Origin of the sequence: Candidatus Nitrotoga arctica, assembly GCF_918378365.1 — a bacterium.
Taxonomy (GTDB): Bacteria; Pseudomonadota; Gammaproteobacteria; order Burkholderiales; family Gallionellaceae; genus Nitrotoga; species Nitrotoga arctica.
The window spans coordinates 542,302-564,514 of record NZ_OU912926.1 but is presented as its reverse complement, the minus strand read 5'-3'; the positions used below and the strand labels follow the sequence as shown (position 1 = coordinate 564,514).

Genomic DNA, 22,213 nt, shown 5'->3' with positions numbered 1-22,213 from the left:
AAAATCATCCCGCTACACGCTAATCTCTTACGATCAACAAACAAGCGCTGCAAGCTGATTTTGTCTTCTCCCCAACTTGAGGGTTGGGATTACCTTAAGTGTGAGCGTGACTCTATAAAATAGGAGAATACCCATGACAAAGAAACGTGTCCCCACCAAAGCGCCCCAATCTGTCATAGCAGTGGCCAAAGAATCTGCCCCAAAAACCACGCGGCCGGAATCCGAATCTAGACGTGAAGAACCGGATGAAAGAAGTGTAGAGAAAAAAATTGGCAGAACGCTGGATGCTTTCCCTGACAAAATTGATCTTAAAGATTGGGAATATCTGCCTACGCTGCAGGCCTTGCCCGACGAGATTGTTAACATCCACGCTGTTCCAGACATTCTTGATCAGGGCACGGAAGGCGCGTGTACGGGTTTTGCCCTTGCGGCAGTTATCAATTTTTTACTCCATCAACGCAAGCTAGAGCGTCGCATCAGCCCGCGCATGATTTATGAACTTGCCCGCCGCTATGATGAATGGCCGGGAGAAAACTATTCCGGATCCTCGGCGAGAGGCGCGATGAAGGGTTGGGAGCGCCACGGCGTATGTACGCAAAAACTCTGGCCTCACGAACTGCATGGAGCGGACAATTTTGATCAACAACGTGCCGATGAAGCAACCCTGACACCAGGCGGAGCTTATTATCGAGTCGATTTCAGACAGGTTCGTCATGTGCATGCGGCCATTCATGAAGTCGGCATCGTGTATGCCACATTAATGGTACATGCCGGATGGGGGGAGGCCGGCCCCTACACCGTTTCACTCCAAGCGGGTGTCGGCAGTAAATCCAAAAAAATAAAAATCCCCGTGATCCAGCGTAAGGGAAGCGCAGATGGTGGGCATGCGATCGCCCTTGTCGGCTACACCTCTCAAGGTTTCATAATCCAGAATTCATGGGGAACGCGTTGGGGCAAAGGTGGGTTTGCCTTGTTGCCATACGAAGACTTCATGATTCATGCCACCGACGTTTGGGTCGCGCAGCTCGGTGTGCCGGTAAAGGCAGATCTGTGGGCTCAGGGCGCGGCGGATGTCACGAGCGGAACTTTCCGCGCGGGACAAGTTATCCCTTTAAACGAGATTCGGCCATATGTAATCGACGTTGGGAATAACGGCAAACTCTCTGACCAGGGTAACTACTGGACCACGGAAGAAGACTTGAAAAGATTGTTTCTGGAAACTATTCCGGCCAAAACCAAGAATTGGGCAAAACGACGAGTGATGCTATACATTCACGGTGGTTTAAATGGCGAAGAGGATGTAGCCAAAAGAATCGTCGCATTTCGCGATGTTTGTCTTGCTAACGAAATTTACCCTCTACACATCATGTGGGAGAGCGATTGGTTCAATACCACCAAGAACATCCTCAAGGATCAGTTCACTGCGGCTGATGAGCGGGCGGGCGGCGCATTTCTCGATCACCTGCGCGAGGCGAAAGATCGTGTACTTGAGCTAACCTTAGCCACCCCGGGCGGAAAGCTGTGGGGAGAAATGGTTCAAAACGCTGAGCTCGCTTCTAAACATGCGACAGGTGCAATGCAGCTCCTCACAAAATATGCGAAGGGAGCAAAAGAAAATCTTGGCAAGAAGGCGGAAGGCGGCAATTGGGAACTTCATGTGGTTGGCCACAGCGCCGGCTCAATATTCGCAGCACATGCCATTACGCAACTGGCCAGTCTGGGCATATCCTGGAAAACACTTCAATTCATGGCGCCAGCAATTCGGATAGATCTGTTCAAAGAAATAGTACTGCCCAAGATAATCGATAAGACCTGTCCCAAGCCCAGCTTGTATATCCTGAGTAAGGTGGGAGAACTCGACGATGATGTCGGTCCTTACGGAAAATCCCTTCTTTATTTGGTCAGCAATGCCTTCGAAGGAACTCGAGAAGTACCCTTGCTTGGCATGCAAAAATTTCTTGAAGATGATCCAAAATTACTGAATCTACTCAATAGTGCAGTCGATGGTCTGCCTGGCATCGTTATATCCGGGGCGGGAGACAAACCCGGAGCAATATCTAAAAGCGATACCCACGGTGGCTTTGACAACGATCCCAATACCATGAACTCGGTTCTTGTCCGGATTCTTGGTGAATTACCCAAGATTCCTTTCACCGCTCGAGATCTGCATTTCTAATATCAGTATTGATAAATTGGCGCTGATTCAGCAGTACCTATGTGAAGCCATATATATCAGGATATCAATATGAAACTAAGATTTGCTATTCTAGTAATTTTTTCATTTTTCTGTGTTTCAGCGTTCGCTGCTCCAGCTTCATGGTACCAATGGAAAAGTAAATTAAATAACGAACGGTACTGCGCACAAACTTCGCCGGGCGCTGGATGGGAACAGGATAGTGTTCCCTACAAAAATGCTCATTGTGAAATTCACACCGTCGTCAAAAATAACGTTTCTACTTCCAAGCCCGACATTAAGTCACGTCTTGCGCAATAACGTTTTGCAACAGTCAAAATTGTTATCGGAATCAATAAGGAGTGTAAGTAAAACAGAGTCTTTAGCTTTCCTCAGTATCTACAATTAGGGACTCAAGACCGTTTGGAAATCCCGCTTCCCGCCCATTTGCCAAGGCATAAAGGTGGTGCGCTTGCCTCCACACTATCGGCATGAGATGGTCAGCTTATCCAGTTACCACTAGCATTATGAAGAGATTGTCCTGGTCATTGCCCTTGATCATTCTCTTCCGACACCTCAACTTTCCCCTCACGGGAACAGCAGGACGGCCAATAACAAGTCCGGGTGCTTTATGATGCACGCACAATCGACAATGAACGAAAGATATCGACATGGAAATTAATACCATGCAAGCAATTGGGGCAGGACTTTTTGCCTGCGCGTTGTTACATACATTTGCCGCAAAATCATTAGAAAGTCTCGCCTACCGTTACCCTCGACATGCAGGCCTATTTCATCTGTTAGGCGAAGTCGAGGTGGTTTTCGGATTTTGGGCATTCGTTTTGATTGTCGTGATGGCGCTGGTGTCAGGTAGAACGGAAGCCATTGCTTACGCTGAGTCACGCCAGTATACGGAGCCTCTGTTCGTGTTTGTCGTGATGGTGGTAGCCGCCTCACGGCCAATACTGGAGATCGTCAGGCACTTGCTCGTGTTAGTGGCACGCCTGACACCGGTACGTACTAACCTGGCGTTAGCTTGGCTGGGCTTGGCTGCGGTGCCATTGATGGGTTCGCTGATTACCGAACCTGCTGCTATGACACTGGCCTCATTAATGCTGGCACCACAGATTTTCCGGCAAGGGATTCCAGAATGGCTTAAATATGGAGCATTGGGCGTGCTGTTTGTTAATGTTTCAATTGGTGGCACGCTGACCTCATATGCTGCACCACCGGTACTCATGGTTGCTTCGGCATGGAACTGGGATACTGCATTCATGGCGTCAACTTTTGGCTGGAAGTCTGGCCTTTCCGTGCTGATCAATGCAACCGGAATTACATTCTTGCTGCGCTCGCATATTCACAAAGAGACTCTATCCATAATTGACAATCCCGCGCCCCAAGTTCCCTTGCTGGTCAGCGTAATCCACTTGATGTTTTTGGCCGCTGTAGTCACCTTGGCCCATCATCCTGTGCTATTTTTGGGATTATTCCTATTATTTCTCGGATATACGCAAGCCTATGAACGATATCAAAACCCACTGATTCTCAAGGAGGGCTTGCTAGTCGGTTTTTTTCTGGCTGGATTGGTAGTTTTAGGCGGTATGCAGCAATGGTGGCTGCAACCCATCGTCTCCAGTCTCGGCCCGACGGCCTTATTTTTTGGTGCCCTCGGGCTGACCGCTATTACAGACAATGCGGCGCTCACTTATCTAGGCTCGTTGATTGCCGGGATCTCAGATCAAGCAAAGTATATGCTGGTTGCGGGGGCAGTTGCCGGAGGAGGGTTGACCGTGATTGCCAATGCGCCTAATCCAGCCGGAGTGGCACTACTCAGACGTGGCTTTAACGACGAATCGATTGGGGCTGTTGGCTTGCTGCTAGGCGCGCTGCCGCCGACTGCTATTGCGGCGTTATTTTTTCTGTTATAGAAATTCAGAGGTAAAAAATACCCTCGCGCTGCTGCCGTGCTATGCCAAGTGATGTGGAAGACCAGTAAATACTGCGCGGATTTAATGTTGCTTGATTGGCCCTGAATTTTTGCTTGTATCGAAAAAGGAAAATGGGAATGCATACCTTTGCGCCAAAAGAAAATCAACAACCGGTAAATTCCAGACTTGTCCCTGTGGCAAAACTGGCCGTTAGTTCTCCCGGCGACCTGCACGAGCAGGAGGCCGAGCGCCTGGCCGAGCGGGTCACACGCCTGTCTGGACCCCTGACGCAGCCGGCAGCCGGGACTACCCCTGCTAGCGGCGCAGCGCTTCCCGATGAGCTACGCTCTTATTTTGAACCGCGTTTCGGGCATGATTTCAGCCGCGTGCGCGTGCATACAGATGCGCGCGCAGCCCGCTCCGCGCAAGCCCTGGGGGCCCAGGCCTATACGCTCGGAAATAACATGGTGCTCGGCGCGGGACAGTATGCGCCGCACACCGGCGCAGGTAGGCAGTTGCTGGCACACGAACTGGCACACGTCGTACAGCAGGATAATGGCAGCGTCGCACCCATGATCCAGCGTCGGCTGTTGGTCACAGGTAGCAAGAAAGATATCCAGGCCGCCCTGTACCTGCTCGAACCGGCCAGCGGCTTTACCCTACAGCATGACCCGAAGACCCACGAGGTTACGATCACGGCTTCAAAGCTCAAGCCGCAGTCATTCGTGCTGGCCGGCCAGCTGGCCACCATTATGAGCGACTCCAAACGGGATGCCGAGATCCATCTTGGACAAGACCAGCCTCGCGTAAGCTTTGGATCGTTTCCTGGCAGTTCACAAGCACTCGATGATAATCCGGTGCAAGAGATTCGCATCGACCAGATGGTGGCATTGGAACGGGATGTACCCGGTGCCGGCGTGGCGAAAATGGCACACGAGATTGTCGAAAACTATGCTGGCCATGATCCGCAAGTAAAGGAGTATGCGTGGCAGTTTGCCTTTGGCGAAGCGCATAGCAGGGCACTGGATGCGGAGAACGCTATCGAGGGTGAACTGGGGCAGCCCGGCGCCCGCCGCAATACTTTTTCGGTGTCCATCGACCCCGGCAAAGGAAAGCCGCCCTTCTTCAGGGAGATCGAAGATCGGGGGACTCATTTCCTTGTTTTGGATAAATCCCGCGATAAGGGCATTGTGTCGAACGCCCGCCGTGTGCCACGCGTCCGTGTGGCAAGCTACACCATCAATGGCTTTATGGCCAGTTCCAATACCCTGCCGAAAACGGCTGCTGCGGACTTGGCCGCTATTGTGAAAGACCTCAAGAAAAATCCGACCGCCTCGGCGTTTGTAGAAGGTTTTGCCAGCCTCGGAAAGACGGCAGACGAGAATGCGCGCTTGGCGGATAAATGGGCATTTGAGTTGCGTGATCAGGTGATTCTTCTGGCGAAAGACCAAACGGGCGTAAGCTGGCATCGCTTCGAAACGATCGGCCAGCCCGACAAATCCCGCAACAGCGTGGTGGTCACCATCGATCGCCCAGACATATAGACTCGCTCATCCTGGATAGAATGAAACACACAGCATGAAAAGATTGGGTAGCAGGGTGATGGACGTGTTATCTCAAAGTTCTGTCCATAACTGATGCCTCAGGGGGCGAGTGGTGATGAATTTAGAGGTGCTCTTATCAAGGTTTCCTGATTAGCCACGCGAATGAAGCGTTCAGGGCAGGGCGAAATTACTAACGATGCTCGAAGCAGTCTGATTTTTTCTGCAAGCTTGCCAGAATTCACGCAAAACGGCTAACAAGCCTGAACAGTCGAACCCACAAGCCAAAAAACGAAATGTTTGCAAATGAGGAAGAGCCCATACACGGTTATCCTACCCAGTCAAACGGCGGTAAGCCGCGGCCAGTGCATCATCGTCACCGACATTGCCGGGGAAAATCACCACCAACATCTCGGCATAGCGCGGGTGATCGGACGGACAGCGCATCACTGTGCAGCCCGGCAAAATCTGCCCGAGTACCCGCGAAACCTTGAGCGCAAGCCCAACGGACAGCACGTCGTTCGAAGTGATGCCGCCTTTGCTGATGAGAAAGCCCAGTGTGGTCGGCAGGCCGCGTACCACGTCCATCAGAAACGCAGAAACTTGTTCACCAAATGCCAAACGCGCGGCTTGGTCGGCAAAACCGCGTTCTGCGCGGCTGGTATATATCACTGGTGTTGTACCGGCAGCGTGGGCAAGTGCGGCTTGATGCAATACTTCCTGCAATAGGGCTGAGCGTTCCGTGGCGATATGATCCACGTCCACCTCGATGGCAATGATGCCCGGTTCTTTCAACAGCTTATTTAGTTGCGCCGTGGTCTTCTTGACGTGCGAGCCGACGATCACCGCACCGGGTTTACCGTTGCGCACGTACTGGCGCATGGCGCTGGCAGCCACAGGCTGAGGCGGTAGTTGCGCCAGTGCGGCGAACAGGCTGGCGGCAGAGCGAAACAGGAAGCGCTTGCCGCTGGCGGCGGCAGCCTTCAGTTGCGCGGCAAAGTGGTTCAAATCGGCCTGAGTTTCCGCATCCACTACACAGCACACGTTGTCGTGCAGTCCCATCAGGCGCGCCGAGACGTCACCGCGTATTTGGGCGAGCAGAAAACGCTCGACCTGATTCGCCTTGATGCGACCGGCGGTTTTTTCCTCGACATAATCGGGCAGGTAGCTGGTGGAATAGCCGAACACCGAGTCGCGCGCGAATTCGGTCTGGTGTACCGGTATGGCCATACCATCGGCTATCAGATAGTGGATGCTGTCGCGAGTGAAACGCCCGCCTTCAAAGAAGGCCGGAATCAGGAAGTGCGCGTCGAAACCTGTAGCACCGCCCAATTCTTCGCTCATTACATCGGTTTCCACCGGGTAATGACCGCGTAGCGTGGAGTCGAGACGGCTGATGAAAATCGGATTGAAATGCAGCCCTTGCGCGGCCAGGCTGGTCAAGGTCAGCTTGAGGTTGCGGCACACTTCGCGCGTAACCGTGGCGGCACGCAGCGCATCCATGCCACGAGTGTTGGTGAGGACAAAAAAGAGCGGCGCGTCATCCAGCAACGCGGCATGCAGCGTGTCCTGATCCCAACGAGTTAGCAGCAGGCAGGAATGCACCGTCTGCGAGCCGGTAGGACCATCGTCGAGCACGATAATCTTGGTTTCAATCATTCTGACTCTGCCCTTTCTAAATACTGGCGGGAGTGTTCATTCCAGATTGTCCATTAATCTCGATATCGGTTAAATCTTCACAATTTGTGAGAGCATTTTTCGTCGATATCCATCGTGTCAGCCTGACGCGGGGCGCAGAATTCAGGTAAAGCGCATGAAAAGATCAAATCCTTTCACATCCTTGGTCAGCGCGCCGATAAATTCTTTATTGTGGTTCCGCCGGAAGTTTCCAGTTCAGCTCGTGAGATTTCATTCCACGTACTGTCATAGCCAATAGTCATTGATGTACTTCTCACCCTTGTCGCAAAAGAATGTAACGACATGTTCGATCTTATGCTGCTCGCGTAATTTCTTCGCAGCAATCATGTGTGCGCCGGATGATGGTCCGACGAAAAGGCCATGTTCCCGCGCCAGGCGGCGCATCTCCTGCACAGCCTCTACGGATTCGACCGCAATGACTTCATCCAACAGCGCACGGTGGCGTTGAATAATACCGGGTACAAACCCGTCAGCGATTCCCTCAATCAGGTGTTTCCCGATCTCGCCACACAGTATCGTGCATGACTCACTGGGTTCAAGCGCGACAACCTTGCACGCCGTGTTAACTGCCTTGAACGCCTGACCTACACCGATAATTGTGCCGCCGGTACCAACACCACCGACAACCGCATCAGGCAGCACGCCCGCAGGGAGTTGGGCCAGAATTTCTGGCCCTAACCACTCGCGGTTCTCGTCTACATTCCATTCATTATCGAATTGTTGCGGGGCAAAATAACCGGGCAGATTACCCAACTTTCTAACTTCGGCCAGCGCATCCGTAACATGAAAATCACCGATGATGCGTACTTCAGCACCATAAGCACGCGAGATCGCGGTGCGTTCACGGCTCAATCCATTGGGCATTAACACCAACATCTTGTAGCCTTTGACAGCGGCCACCATACTCATCGCGTTACCAGTATTGCCGCTACTCGCTTCCACGATCGTGTCGCCCGGTTTTAGCAAGCCTTCATTTTCGGCACGCTCTATCATGTATTTTGCAATACGCGCCTTGATGGATCCAGACGGATTAAGAAATTCCAACTTAACCCAGATCCCTTCAATCTGAATTAGTGGGGTTGAGCCGATAGCATCTAAAATAGTTTGCATGATGAAATTCACTCAAAAGTTGAGAACATAGAATCCGTCATTCCCGCATAGGTGGAAATCCAATTAGTAAAAATTTTTCATTACACAGGGCAAAAATCCTGAAAAATCGCTGGGTTCCCATCGCAGCCTGCCCTCGAATCTGATAGTCGGTGGCGGAAATGATGGCAACTTAAAATTATATAGTATATGGAAGCATCTGGTCTGTAAGCATCAAACCTCCCGCACCTATTTTCGCTTAATGCGATGCTTTCATGCCCCGCCAACACATAACGCGATTCTCACGGTTGTCCGCGTAAACAGGCGGATAGATCGTCTCATGGCTGATCTGCAATTCGCCTTCCGGTTCAAGCCGATTAAGAGCCTGTTCTGGACTAACGTTTCTCGAATCAATCCCTCGACTTCTACCCAACTATTCGATAAGAATGGCTCGCCATTGAGACAGGCTTTCTGGCGCTCATCACATTAACAATAACCCCTCTAATGAAGAGGCAAAGGTTCATCCATTTCGGTGCCGGTCTGTTGAGGACAATCCACCGGCCCCTCATAATCCGATTTGGGCAATTCTTTTATTCTGCTGTCCACTTCAATGCCAAAGAATTTAAGTTCCGACCCCATGAATTTTGATAACAACAGGCCCAGGTTTCGGTAATAGGCTTCATTCGCTCTCGCCGCCAGATTTTCACCGAACACGCCCGTCCATTTCCCGATATGCTGCTCAAGGAACCTTCTTTCCGCCGACAGGCAGATATCGATATTCTCTTCCATCGCCTGATCCAGGGCATAGGCGATCTTTAATTCCAGAAAGCTCATGAACTCAAGCTCGACGGTTATCTGATCAAATGAAACCCCGGCATCGTCTTTCATGACAAAGCCAAAGGCTTTATAGAAGCCACTGATGTCGCCCAGAATATTCGGCTGGTTGAAACTGTTTTTCCCATAGGTGGTTTCACTCGACGGGCAAAACATACGGGTTAAAAACATCTCGGTAAAATCCGGCTGGAGCGCGGTCACGTCGACGGTCTCGATCAGACTGGTAAAGGCCTGGTACTCTTCCTTCATATCATAAGGAAGCAGGCTGATTGAACTATCCATATCGGAGGCAAGTTCGTGCAACGTGGCGAGTCTATCTTTGTCTGGATAGACAAAGGCCATTGATAAAAACCTGTAAACATCTGCCCTCGCGAGGGCCAACTCTGTTTCCGATTTCGTCGTTAACATTCTATCCCCTTAAATAAAAAGTGGGGCGGCGTTTTAACGCCGCCCCCCTCATGTCAATCAATTACGACTATTCAATTTCAAGCGGTATCCAGCCTCCGTTTGAATAGTTCTTGCGTGGCCCCCTGTTGCCGCCAGCGCCATTATTGTGATTTTTGCCATCCCAGGCAGCGATCGCCATCATGGTCTTGGATCCAGGCTTAAGCACGGAGTCCTGAACATCACCGGAGTTTAAAGGACGTTTGATGACAACCGACCAGTAGCCAAACCGTCTGACGCCATTGCCGGTTGCATTATTGGTGGCCTGCCGCGTCAATGTTCCGAAGCCAACAGCATTAAGCTCTTCCACCGGTGTTAACCTCTCAGGGTCAACTCTGCTGAGATTTCTGAGCTTAAAGGCCGCCAAATATTGCCTTTGACCTTCATTATAACGTCTGATAGGGGTATCAATTGTTTGACCAATTGCCGGGATCACTTCCGGATACATATCATAGTTGTAATTGGGGTAAGCATCTCTGACGTCTTGATATCCAAACTCGATATCTCTTTCCCAGGCGGCCTTCCAGTAAACAATGTGAACAGGATTCTCTTCGTCACCCATCATGAAGGAGGGCTCCGATCCCGCATTCACCGGGAACATAATGGCGATCGCATCAGAGAACTTGTCTTCCATTACTTCTGTTTCAGACTTGGTTGAGTCATACCACGTTAACAAGAAGGCAATATCCTTGTCATTATGGATAGACTTGATCTTCACCAGCGGCACGGAAGCCACGACCAAACCCGGCATCACCAGGTTCTGCGGCCCCATGGGAACTTCAGTGGCCGAAGCATCACTCCAGATCGTGGCCGGGGCGTGCTCCCAGCTCTGATTGTACTGATTATAAGAGGTTTCCCTGACTGGATCTTCCTGATGCCAGGTCCGGTTCAACGGGTCCATCGGGATTTCTCCCTTGACTGCTTTGGACTTGATGACGCCCTCATTATACGTTTCCCCCCCATCCAGACGAACGGGTGGGAGCCTTTTGAAGGAACCATGAAACGCGTGGCCCCCATACTGGCCAGGATTATCAACCGCAATAATTGGAATCGCCAAATCGTGCGCTGGCCCGTGCGCAGCATCACTCCCAAAAGCAGGAGTCGCAACCGGGATCATCAGAAGTGACGCGGCTATTAATAGTTTTTTCATCATCCGCCCCTTATGAGTTATTGGTAAGAAATGCGCCGGTCTTCAAGTTCTTGACCTGCCTGATATAAACAGGTTCAGTCAAGGGAACCCGGATAATCTCTTTTCCTTGTGGATCATAACCAACCGTCTCATTACCCTCAAGCTTGAACGTGTCGCAGATCCGTTCGGTCGTTCCAAAGAGTAACAACGCGGCTAGAAGCTCCTTGTCCTTGCCAGCATTCCGGTATTGCTTGATGGAGTTCTCAACGCCGGGGCCAAATACTTGGGCCAGGAAATCAGGGTTAACATGGACAGGCGGCAAGTACATGTTGTTTGGCTCGGTACCGAACTGGGGATAGATCGGCAGTGCAATCTTCCTCACGTGCACCAGGAAATCGATCGGGTTGTTTTCCCGGACTTGCTTGCTGGTGATCTTATCGTAATCGGCTGACTTGAAACCAAAGAGACGGATCTTTCCGATGCATTGAGTAACGCATTGCGTCATCAACCCAGCCTCTACTTTCGGATAGCACGATATGCACTTTTCACCGGTCCGTGTGGTGTCATTGTAGAACGACTTTTTGTAAGGACAAGCTGCAACGCATTCTCTGTATCCTCTGCAGCGGGACGCATCAATCAAAACGATCCCATCTTCTTGCCGCTTGTAGATCGCCTTTCTCGGGCACGCTGCCAAACAACCGGGGAAGGTACAGTGGTTACATATCCGCGGGAAGAAGAAACCCCAGTTCTTATGCGTCGGACCCTTGATATAATCCCCTTCACCATCCAGGATTTTAAGGCACTCATCTTCCCCAAGGTTCGGATGCGCATAGTCCATTTCATCGGGCAGATAACCCTTGATCCGTTGATTCATGCCCAGGTCTTCAAAGATCGTCGTGCCGTTGTATTTGTTGCCTGACCAGGGTTGCGCCTGTTCTCCCAGGAGGGCCAAAACCTTCACATCCCAAGCAAGCGGATAGAATCCATAAGGCTTCGATTCCACGTTATTCCAGAATATCGTTTCCTGGCCTTTACCAGCCGTCCAGGTCGTTTTGCACGCCATGGTACAAGACTGACAGGCGATACATTTATTCAAGTCGAATAACATGGATACTTGCCGACCTGGCCTGTTTTCTTCGTAGGGGTAATCCATTTCCCTGCCCAGTTGCCAATTTCTAACTTTTGCCATTGTAGATCTCCATTTACAAAATTATTTCACAATTTCAAGAACGCCGCCCTGCTTCAGGGCGGCGGCTGCACACCCGTAATTATCTGCTTGTAAACCCGCCCTGGAGATAAGTCTTCATTTGAAGGCTCTCATAGGTCGGCCGGTAGCCTTTAGCGGCAATATGCCAAACACCCCCGTTGACGCCGCCTTTTTCAGCCAGCTCGATCTTCACATACGATTCCTTGGGAGAACCATTGGCGCAGTGGACGTCATTCTGCATCCCGATAATAATTTCCTGTCCAAAGACCTTCTTGTTGGCCACGGTGTCAGTGGTACCGGTCGGGTTGATCCACGCGCGGGTGCAGCTTTGATGGTTTCCGGAGCGGAACATGGCCTGATAGTTGGTCCTTGGGCTCTTCGCCAATCCATCCGCCCGGGTCCGCGCACCTTCCATACTGCCATACGTGGCGGCATAGGCGTTGTAATACATCCGCATGGAACCTTGCGACATACCGGGGAAGTATCTGCATCTGACCATGAACCGGGCCAGGGCATATTCCGGTGTGCCTTCTTTCCAGCCTTTGTAAGGACGGTCGCCGGGATCCGCATCCACCCAGATATAGTCGCCTTCATCGATACCGAAGCGCTTGGCGTCGAGCGGGTTAACGTCCACGAATCCTTCACCCACGGACGGTTGACGCTTGTCATGACGGTAGATGTCGCCAAACGGTCCCCACCACAGGGTCATCAAGTCCGTATCAATCGGGGTGGTGTGAGCGCCGTGCCGGTACTTGGGCGAATTGAAGCAGAACTCATAGCCGTGCGGCCGCAGCGGATGGGTGGTCGCCATCAGTTCTTTGGTCGTCAGGATGACGTTCCGCCCTTGCCGGTTTTCGGCAATTTTAAGGCTGTTGCCCATTCTTTCCAGACCACGCATCTCGGGGGTTTCCATCAATGCAAACGCGCGGCTGTTACCGACGATGACATTCGGCTCGTAGTGGCTTGAATCAATCGGGGTGCGATAGACGGTGAGATTCTCGCCGCCATCAATCAACCGCGGGTCATCCATGTAAAATTCCAACCGACCGCTCTTGGTGTACCAAGGCAAGCCGCCGCCTTCAGCCGTTTGTTCCCAGCCGCTGATTCTCGGATAGGTTCTGGCCATGAAGATGGTCGGAACGCCTCGCTTGGCTTTTTCCCGGATCTCAGCAAAAACCATCCCGCGGGTGGCGGAGCCGGCGTTGAGAACCCGTTGACCATAAACTTCGGAATCCCGATCCGCCGGATTGCCGGCAGGGTTGGTGCCCACAAACTTGAAGTAGTCGGCAAACCGTTGATCACCGGTCAGCGCGGTAAAGGCTCTGAAGATTCCGGCAGGCACTTCGGCATCGCCTACGGTATCCTGGAACCGCCTCAGCGGGGTGATCGGGGAAACGGTCAGGAACGGGTTGGAGCAGGAGCAGGCCATGTCGGTATGCTTGTTTTCCAACCACGAGTCCACACCCCAGACGATGTCGGAATATTCACAAGAGGCAGTCCAGTTCCAGTCACTGTAAAATATCGCTTCCCATCTCGGCAGGGTATTGACGACCATGTCGTAGTGACCTTTGGCATTGCCCAGTGAGGAGTTGGAGTTCGCTTGCCACAGAACCTTGGTCGGTGCCGGCATATGACCAGGATCCGTCAGCAACCGGGTTCCGTTCCTTAAGGGCCGATCGCCATAGTTGTAGTAATGGGCAGATTCGTCATCGGTATAGTGAGCCATTTTGGTGACCATCTTACGGCCATCCAGTTCAGGATTGAACGGATCTTCCAGAAGGTACTGACCAAACCCGCCAAAGACGGACTGTCTGTAGTTACCCACGTAGTTACCAAACGTACATCCGCCAATATGGCCAATGATATCTGTAAGTGCCGATAGCAGCAGGAAGCCACGATCCTTCAGGGTCGAATTGAAGTAGTGATTGGTTCCCGCACCGGTGCTGATGATTGCTTGCCCTCGGTGCTTGTGGAACAGGTTGGCCAGGTCAACGATGGCTTCCATTGGAACGCCGGTCATGATCGAGGTGTTCTCGGCCGTGTATTCCTCCAGGTATTCTTTGTGCAACTGGAATACCGTCGTAACCTTGATCTTCTTGCCGTCGACCAGGGTCACTTCATAATCGCCGGTCAAGGCCGAGTCGATGCCCTTCGCCGCATAGCGTGCGCCGCATTCATCCCGGGTCAGCGGTACGGCTTTGTTGGTCTTCTTATCCCAGACTACATTGTCGCCCCAGAACTTGCGGATTTCTTCTGAAACAAAGGCCGTGGCTTGGAACGCCACCGGTTGCGTCGGTTCTTCCCCGGGCTTCATCACCTTGAGATGGTGCGTCAGTTCGGCCAGCTTGTAGTCCGCAAAAATGTCCGAGGCCTTCAGGTTTTTCCAGTTATCCGTTCTGATCAACAGCGGCATGTCCGTATTGGCTCTCAGATAATTTTCGTCATACTGATTATTCTTGATGAGCAGATGACACACCCCCAGACCCAGCGCCGGATCCGTACCGGGCCGAAGAATAATGACGTCATCCGCCTTGTTCGCGGTCGCGTGGTAGTCGATGGAGATGTCGACGATATGGCAGCCTTTGAGCCGCGCTTCACTGACCCAATGAAGGTCCGGCATCTTGGTACAGACGAAGTTGTTTCCCCAGAAGACAATCAGCTTGGCGTGCTCATAGACCATGAACTCATAATCCAACTGTTGGTGACCGGAAACCATAGGACATCCGGGCGCCAGATCGGTATGCCAGGAATAGCTGTCCAATACTTTGGCGCCACTCGCTTCGTCGGGTCCGATATTTCTGACATAGGCGTCCAGCAGGGCCAATCCTTGCGAAAACCGCTTGATCGAATAGATTCGTAACACCCCCAAGGCGGCCATCCCGGCCCGGAATTTCATGGTCTTACAGCCGCAGCCGTGCATCGACGCAATCATCTCCGGGTCATAGCCTTGGCGCGTCAGTAACGCAGCGCCTTTGTCACCGGAATAGGTCCGGGCGATGTTCTCCAATGCGCCAGCGGCCAACGCGTAAGCCTCGGTCCAGGGCAGTTTGATGAAGGGTTCTTTGCCACGTTGCAGATATTTTTGATCCGGGAAGCCGTTTGCGCCCGTCCGCGGATAACCCGCTTCTGCCCAGGCCTTGAAGCCGGTTCTGACCATCGCGCCTTTGGGCCGTCTGTCAGAATAGGCCTTTCTGTTCATGACCATGCCCTTGTTACAGATCCGCGGCTCCCAGCGGTGACTGGCACGGTTTCCATCCATATCTTCGGCATCTCCGTAGCCGTACGACGGCGAGATGCGGATGACTACGTCATTCTTTACGTGGGCCTTGAGCAGGCAGTTGTGCGTGTCATTCGGCGCACACAGAAATATAAATTCGCTGTCAACATGGAACATGTCCCGGTAAACCTTCTCCCAGTCTCTATTCGGGTAGGACTTCAGAGGGTTGTCAACGACATACGGCTTCAGAAATGGTGATGCTGCAAAGGCGTTATTGGCCATTACAGCGAGTCCGGCGGTGGCAGACAGCTTTAAAAAGCTGCGCCTGCCTATGTTGTTCTTGATTTCCATCATTTAGTCACCCCTATGTTAATTTAAATTAAATTAGTTCTTAACTTTTTGTTGAAAAATGGGTTGCATTCATCAACAACGATTAATGCCTGTTCCCAATGCAGTAAGTTGGCTGATTTAGTTCTGCTGATTTTGCTGAGCTGCATAGTCAAGAAGTTCTTAGATTAAGATTCAAAATTGAAAAAAACATCGCGTAAATTATAAAATTGCTATCTCTTCAAATTTAAATAAATACGTTATAGATAAATCCCAACGCCGAAATAGTATGAGCGTGCTATTTCGGTTTGTATGTATAGCTCCTGACATATAAAAAAATAAATATTGTGCCCATTTCATAACTCATACATAGCTGATCCTCATTGCCTTCTTAGCAAAGATCTACCTATAAATTTCTAACCAGTAAACCATCACCCGCAGAAAAGTGAGAAGCATCATAAGCAAGAATGTTGGAGATCTCATACCACAAATTTGAACTTGTTCATCACTACACTGTCTCTCGACGATTCTATCGAAATTTGCATCATTGCTATTGCCCTACACGTAGTTGCGTTCATGTTGACTCATCGACCTTTGTATAGGTAGGCTATAAAATAGCGCGCTGTAATGATTATCAAGCGCAATATTCTCATGACTGAACAAATTGCAAAAAAGCAATACAGGATGGAATACAAATGCGGAAGTGTCGGGATTTCTAAAACTTCAGGATGGGTGCTTTTTGTACTTCGGTAGGCCCAGTAACGGAAGAAATGATCGAGCAAAATTTGGAACATCATTATTGAAACCCAAGCTAGACGACTATTTCAATAATGAAACTAGGATTAAGACGCGTCGTTTAATTGATGAATATTTTGTTTCACAATACTAGTCAGTTTTATTACTCATAAGGACGTTCAACATGCACAGACTTTTAGGAGGTAATCATTAGCTCTCCCCACAAGCTCGCTCCAGGCGTTTGCGGAAATACGCCTGACCCTGACGAATCTGATCTTCCCGTAGTAACAAAGAGAGTGAGTCCGCCCAAAGGGTGGACAATTGAAACTCACACTCATGAACGAGGGCAATTGCTTTGTATCATTTCCGGCAACATGCGCGTTATTACCGACGAAGGATCTTGGATTACCCCACCTGGCCAGGCATGCTGGGTTCCCAGTGAGGCTAATCATTTGGTAACTTTCACACAATCCTCAGAGTTTCGAACAATTTCTATTCGCTCTGATCTGCTAACTGACCTTCCCAAAAAATGTTGCGTCATAAAACTTTCTCCATTGCTTAGAGAGCTAATTCTTACTGCAATCAAAATTGGTTGGGACTATCGACTTGAAAGCTATGAAGCAAGGCTAATGCAATTGCTTATTGAAAAAATCCCCTTGGAAAAGGAAACCCCATTTTTTATACCCGAAGGCCGCGATTCAAGACTTAAAAAAGTAACATCCGCCATGCATGAAAATGTACGCATAGACTACACTTTAAAGCATTGGGGCAACGTCGCAGGCGCTAGTCCAAGAACCCTGGCCCGACTGTTTGAGCTCGAAATGGGAATGTCATTTTCAACTTGGAGACAGCAACTATGCCTTCTACACGCCATAGAAATGCTGCTTAAAGGGCAAAGCATAACTAATACCGCCTTTACGCTTGGGTATAGTAGTGCGGGTAATTTTACATCCATGTTTACTCAAGCAATGAGTAAGTCACCCACTGCTTATCTCAAAGAATGGAACATCAACAAAGAAATTCTTTGAAATAAATATAGACAACACTTGGAGGACTCCAAAAAAAGATTAGTTGCTTGTCGGACTCTGCTCGCTAATTTGCGTTAAGGCGTGGCATCTATTTAGTGCTGCGATAGTTCATTTTGACAAACCGACTGGCATCAAATTTTAAATCATTTATCCGATATTTTTTTGCCTGAATCAGCATTATTTCCAGCACCAGAAGCTTCCAGAAATTTATCACATCCTTCATCGGCAAAGAATCACGAGCTAATTTTACCGTCACGATTCCGTGCATGGTTAATGGCTAGCTCGTAGATCTCGACCAGGTCTTCTTCGCTGACGTCGATCACGCCATCCATTTGAGTCAGTGCCCATTCGATATCAGTCTGTGCCAGCTGGACGTGCTTGGGTCGAGTATCTGTTGGTACTATGGGTTGGGGAGTATGCCGCACCGGGTAACTCCTGCCAGGCAGAAGGTTGTTGATCAGCAATGCCAGCACCAAGGAAATTACGATATTCGCCAGCACGATGCACACTACCCATGGCCAACCCATAGGGTGGAATTGTGCACTGAATAGCACTAACGTAAGCGCCGTGGATGCACCCGGCGGATGTAGACAATTCAGGTAATGCATCAGAAAGATCGCCAATCCCACGGCACAGCCTGCGGCTAATAACGGGTCACTAATGAGTTGGCTGCATAACCAACCTGCTAGCGCCGAAATTAAATGGCCACCGAACAAAGGCCACGGTTGCGCCATCGGACTATGGGGTGCAGCAAAGAGTAGCACCGCAGAGGCCGCTATTGAACCCAGCATGACAAAAGGATAGTTGGCCTGTGGCAAATATTTGAGCACTAATCCCAAGAGCAGGATGGCAAGTCCACCGATTAAGCCGTTGCGTAATTTCTCGGTGAACGAAATAGGCGCAGTATGTATCTTAAAAGATTGGATAAACCCTTTAAAATCCATTGCGCCTGGTTTCTCTTCTACCTTATGCTCAAATTTTGCGATGTGCTAAAAAATCTTCCTGTTGCAGTTTAACGAGTGCGTGGATATCTTCCCCAACAGAGTGATAGAGAGGACGGATCTTACGCACAACGATATTGTTCGCTTCTCTAACATCATCTGCACGCAAAGCAACGACGGCTGGTTTCAGGGCTTCATTAACGAATCGATTTCGATTAGCGGCAAACTTCTCCGCCAGTGTTCGTTCAGCGGGTGTGAGGTGGTTAGCCATGTAGGCATCCCATGTTTTTTCTATTTCCGCAATATTTTCTTCAACCTGTGCCGTATTGTGGCTAATCACTTCGGGCGTCGGTGTTACCAGGGTAGACGCGACTGCAAGTCGGTTTTCCAATAGTAATACTTCAATATGCGCCACCTGTTCGAGCGGAATCGTGCGGTCCTGCTGGGCAACTTTCAGACCTTGCTCGGTCTTGCTCATGCCGACAATCAATAGCGGTAGAGCACAGAGCATTCCAAACAGCAGCGCCAGCTGAACCCGTCCGAAACCATTAACAATGAGTGGGCCTCTAATATGGGTCAATTCTTCTTCAAGGGGTTCATATCCTTTGCTGACTTTTCTGCCCGCGAGGGGGTGATTGGAGAAAGGCTGGAACCGGTCGAAGCCTTTCACGATGACGGTACCGCCCGTGTGCGTATAGTCTTCTTCAAAGTGTTTGAGAAATTCCATGAAACTATGGTCAACCAGTTTGGCCTTGGAGAAGTCCAGTTCTACTTTTTTTCCGGTTTTTAATTGGTTGAACGCATTTTTAAAGCCCATCAGGTTGGAGAATATGGCAGCGCCCTGAATGGTTAAGTTATATTCATCTTCTTTTTCTTTCAGGGTGTAACGCGCCTTGAACATGCTGCGTAGGGGAGCTCCATTGACAATATGGATGATAAATTTGGCTACGATGCCTGAGGCGATTCCTATCAGTAGATCCGTCGCGATGGTTGCGGCAATGGTGATTAAAAAGACCACTAATTGCTCACTCCCAATTTTGTAGGTTTTGTAGAACAGCGACGGGGAAGCGAGTACGTAACCCACAAATATCAACATGGCTGCCAGTGCGGCATTGGGGATCATTTCAATCACGGGGATCATCAGGAGCATGGCCACCAGCAAGAAGAAGCCATGAAAGAAATTGGCCCAGACGGTACGACCACCAAAGCGTACATTGGCTGAGCTACGTGCGACTTCAGATATCATCGGGAGTCCGCCCAATAATCCCGAGACGACATTACCAGCTCCGACGGCAGCCAGGTCTTTGTTGAAATCCGACTGCCGCTTCCAGGGGTCCAGTCCATCCACCGCTTTGACGGTCAGCAATGATTCCAGGCTGCCTACGGCCAGGAGCATGAAGACATATTTCCAGAACACAAAAGTGGTGATGGCAGAGAAATCGGGGTTGTATCCGACTGAAGCCCAGAAGTTGCCGATATGAACCAGGGCATGAGCGGGTTGTGTGGTGTTGAAGTCCAACATGAAAGCCGCGGGAATGGCGATTAACAGCACGATCATGGGGGCCGGAATTTTTTTCAAGAAGTTGATTTTTATTTTCGGCATACCGAATAAGATGATCAAACTGATCATGCCAATGATGGCAATCGGTTGATTGGCGTGCATGACAGAGTCGGGAATGCGTTCCAAAAGTCCAATGGGATCCAGTCCTTTTAATGTGGACGGGTCAATTCCCAGCAAGATATGGATTTGTTTGGAAAAGATGATTATTCCGATGGCCGCCAGCATGCCGTGCACGGCCGAATGCGGTATAAAATCACTGAGTGAACCGGCTTTCAAGAAGCCTAGAATGATTTGAATCCATGAAGCAACGACAATGACGCCAAGAGCAAGATGCCAGCCTTCCGGACCGCCGCCCAGTTCGGTGACACATCCTGCACAGATGGTGATTAAGCCCGCAGCGGGGCCTTTGATGGTCAGACGTGAGCCGGCAAAGAAGCTGACAAATAGACCTCCAATCATGGCGGTGAGCACGCCCATCGCAGGGGGAAATTCGCTGGCTTTCGCGATGCCTAAACTGAGCGGTAACGCCAGCAGGAAGACCAGAAATCCCGAGATGAAATCAAATCGAAAATTTTCCTTTAATCCGGCTATACCCTCTTTGGGAAAAGATGATTGAATGGAACTCATGATATGTTGCTCCTAATTGTTGGGCAAAAACTTCCGGCTTGACAGTCGTAGGGTTAGGGTCTTTTTTTACGGCGCTTTTAACCGTACTGACAGATTGTCGATATACACAATCTATCCGGCGGCTTATCGTCTAGCATGGGGGGCTGCCTCTTTGCTTATAGAGGCTGAGGTTATCATTTACAGAGCATTCTTCCTTGCTGCGAATGCATGGAGTACCACTAAACCAATAATGCATAAAATGCTATCCTGGATTCTATTAAGGACAACATCTAAAGCGATCGAGTATGTTTCTTTTATCCGTTCTGTGCGAGTAGCGACGTCCGAAAGCTATTTTTAGTTTAACTTACCAGATCCACATTTTTATTTTGTGCGCGATCCAACTGCTTGGGATAATGGGCCGATTCATATCGCGAATGAATGATGCGATTACTGCATTCGCAAGCTGTCTGTTCGAGCCTCACTCGATCCAGGATTCTTAGATGGCCACGACTATATTGAATCAATCCACGCTCTTGAAATTCATTTGCTACAACACTCACGCTTGGTCTGCATACACCCAGCATACCGGCAAGAAATTCTTGCGTTAGATAAAACTCATTTCCGTCCACTCGATCATGAGTAACCAGTAATCTACGGGCAAATCTCTGCTCGAGTGTATGTAGACGGTTGCAAACAATGGACTGTGCCATCTGATTCATGTAGGCATGTGCATAGCGTTCAGTAATAAGCCTCAACGACGTATTACCTGTAATCGCCGCTTTAAAATCGCTCACTCGCATGCGCAAACTACTCCCTTCAACCTGGCAAATTATGGTTTCAACTGAATGCGTACTATTTATGAGAATCTCCATCCCTGTAAAACCTTCATTGCCCACAGCGCTTATTTCAATTGCAGAACCATCTGCCATGTAGGAAAGAATCGAAAGTACTGCGGTGCATGGAAAGAAAATATATCCAATCCGTGTATTTTTCTGGGCCAGTACATCCCTCAAAGACAGATGTACAAGCTCCAGACGCGGCAATAAACTTTGGTAGTCGTCATCAGACAACATTGAAAGCAGAAAATTATTGCGCATACGTACTGACTGGATATTATTCGGTGTGGCCATGTTGTTTCCCCAAGAAGATAACAGTAGTTGCACAATCACAGAACTTCATATTTCTAATTAGCAATTTTATTTAGAGTTAAATGAAGTGTTCTGATATTCCATAACTAATACAATGCACAGATAAATGTTCGAATTTTAATTTCTCTATGAATATTCATTCGTTTGCGTATGAGTTCAAAGATGATGTAGTGAGAGAGAATGATTTCTGAGGAGAGTCCTCTAGATCAAAAATACACATGTTCATTTCTCCTACTAAAATTCTACGGATACCTCGATTAATGAGAGGCCGGAGATCACTTGGTATATCTTCCTTGAGTGCTTTGTCATAAGCTTTTAAGGTGTAGGCGCTACTATTGGTATCTGGATAGTCACCATACCGACTCATAGCGGCTTCCAGTTCCCGAATGGTTTCTTCACAGTCGTGTATACGTGTCTGAAAAAAAAACTTTAGCTCCGCACTCTCAATAGTCTCTGCGCAGGTCTTAAAATCCTCAGCATCGTTGCGTGAAATTTCAATTAAATCATTTAGCACTGTTACAATTTTTTTGATTTCCATTTCTTACTCCTGCTAGTTCGAGCTTTGCCAGAATGTATGTATTAAGAGAATTCTCTCTTGACGGCCTAACAA

At 49.7% G+C, this 22,213-nt stretch carries 14 protein-coding genes; 4 read left to right on the top strand and 10 right to left on the bottom strand.

The features are described 5' to 3' along the window. The first annotated feature begins 133 nt into the window (after window positions 1-133). From MKZ32_RS02655 to MKZ32_RS02645, 3 genes are all read left to right on the top strand, one after another. A complete protein-coding gene (locus tag MKZ32_RS02655) occupies window positions 134-2,176 on the top strand; it encodes a C1 family peptidase (protein WP_239795847.1) in 2,043 nt (680 codons plus the stop codon). Between the two features lie 668 nt (window positions 2,177-2,844). Further along, window positions 2,845-4,101, top strand: a complete 1,257-nt coding sequence (locus tag MKZ32_RS02650; protein ID WP_239795846.1) for a putative Na+/H+ antiporter — start codon at window positions 2,845-2,847, stop codon at window positions 4,099-4,101. A 113-nt stretch (window positions 4,102-4,214) separates the two neighbouring features. Next, window positions 4,215-5,645 carry an eCIS core domain-containing protein gene (locus MKZ32_RS02645; protein WP_239795845.1) on the top strand — a complete coding sequence of 477 codons (1,431 nt, stop codon included), beginning with the start codon at window positions 4,215-4,217 and terminating at the stop codon, window positions 5,643-5,645. A gap of 330 nt (window positions 5,646-5,975) precedes the next feature. On the opposite strand, the gene MKZ32_RS02640 is transcribed toward MKZ32_RS02645, so the two are convergent. The 6 genes from MKZ32_RS02640 to MKZ32_RS02615 all read right to left on the bottom strand — a co-directional run bounded on the left by MKZ32_RS02640 (window position 5,976) and on the right by MKZ32_RS02615 (window position 15,611). After that, window positions 5,976-7,301 (bottom strand): four-carbon acid sugar kinase family protein, encoded by a 1,326-nt coding sequence (locus tag MKZ32_RS02640; protein WP_239795844.1) that lies wholly within the window; start codon window positions 7,299-7,301, stop codon window positions 5,976-5,978. Window positions 7,302-7,565: 264 nt separating this feature from the next. Further along, on the bottom strand, window positions 7,566-8,450 hold the full coding sequence (locus MKZ32_RS02635; protein ID WP_239795843.1) for a PLP-dependent cysteine synthase family protein: 885 nt from the start codon (window positions 8,448-8,450) through the stop codon (window positions 7,566-7,568). A gap of 477 nt (window positions 8,451-8,927) precedes the next feature. Continuing rightward, entirely contained in the window at window positions 8,928-9,668 is a 741-nt protein-coding gene (locus tag MKZ32_RS02630) for a TorD/DmsD family molecular chaperone (protein ID WP_239795544.1), read from the bottom strand. Window positions 9,669-9,735: 67 nt separating this feature from the next. After that, entirely contained in the window at window positions 9,736-10,857 is a 1,122-nt protein-coding gene (locus MKZ32_RS02625; RefSeq protein ID WP_239795543.1) for an ethylbenzene dehydrogenase-related protein, read from the bottom strand. Window positions 10,858-10,864: 7 nt separating this feature from the next. Continuing rightward, window positions 10,865-12,022, bottom strand: coding sequence for a 4Fe-4S dicluster domain-containing protein (locus MKZ32_RS02620; RefSeq protein ID WP_239795542.1), 1,158 nt, complete (start codon window positions 12,020-12,022; stop codon window positions 10,865-10,867). Window positions 12,023-12,101: 79 nt separating this feature from the next. Next, window positions 12,102-15,611, bottom strand: coding sequence for a molybdopterin-dependent oxidoreductase (locus MKZ32_RS02615; protein ID WP_239795842.1), 3,510 nt, complete (start codon window positions 15,609-15,611; stop codon window positions 12,102-12,104). A gap of 1,004 nt (window positions 15,612-16,615) precedes the next feature. Between MKZ32_RS02615 and MKZ32_RS02610 the strand changes: the two genes are divergently transcribed. Then, window positions 16,616-17,347, top strand: a complete 732-nt coding sequence (locus MKZ32_RS02610) for an AraC family transcriptional regulator (protein ID WP_239795841.1) — start codon at window positions 16,616-16,618, stop codon at window positions 17,345-17,347. A 233-nt stretch (window positions 17,348-17,580) separates the two neighbouring features. On the opposite strand, the gene MKZ32_RS02605 is transcribed toward MKZ32_RS02610, so the two are convergent. From MKZ32_RS02605 to MKZ32_RS02590, 4 genes are all read right to left on the bottom strand, one after another. Beyond that, complete coding sequence (locus MKZ32_RS02605) at window positions 17,581-18,291, bottom strand: HPP family protein (protein WP_239795840.1); 711 nt, start codon at window positions 18,289-18,291, stop codon at window positions 17,581-17,583. A gap of 28 nt (window positions 18,292-18,319) precedes the next feature. Next, window positions 18,320-20,476: a SulP family inorganic anion transporter gene (locus MKZ32_RS02600; protein ID WP_239795839.1), complete on the bottom strand. Its 2,157-nt coding sequence runs from the start codon at window positions 20,474-20,476 to the stop codon at window positions 18,320-18,322. A 338-nt stretch (window positions 20,477-20,814) separates the two neighbouring features. After that, a complete protein-coding gene (locus tag MKZ32_RS02595) occupies window positions 20,815-21,585 on the bottom strand; it encodes a Crp/Fnr family transcriptional regulator (protein WP_239795838.1) in 771 nt (256 codons plus the stop codon). Window positions 21,586-21,739: 154 nt separating this feature from the next. Continuing rightward, entirely contained in the window at window positions 21,740-22,141 is a 402-nt protein-coding gene (locus MKZ32_RS02590) for a DUF2383 domain-containing protein (protein ID WP_239795837.1), read from the bottom strand. Window positions 22,142-22,213 lie beyond the last annotated feature (72 nt).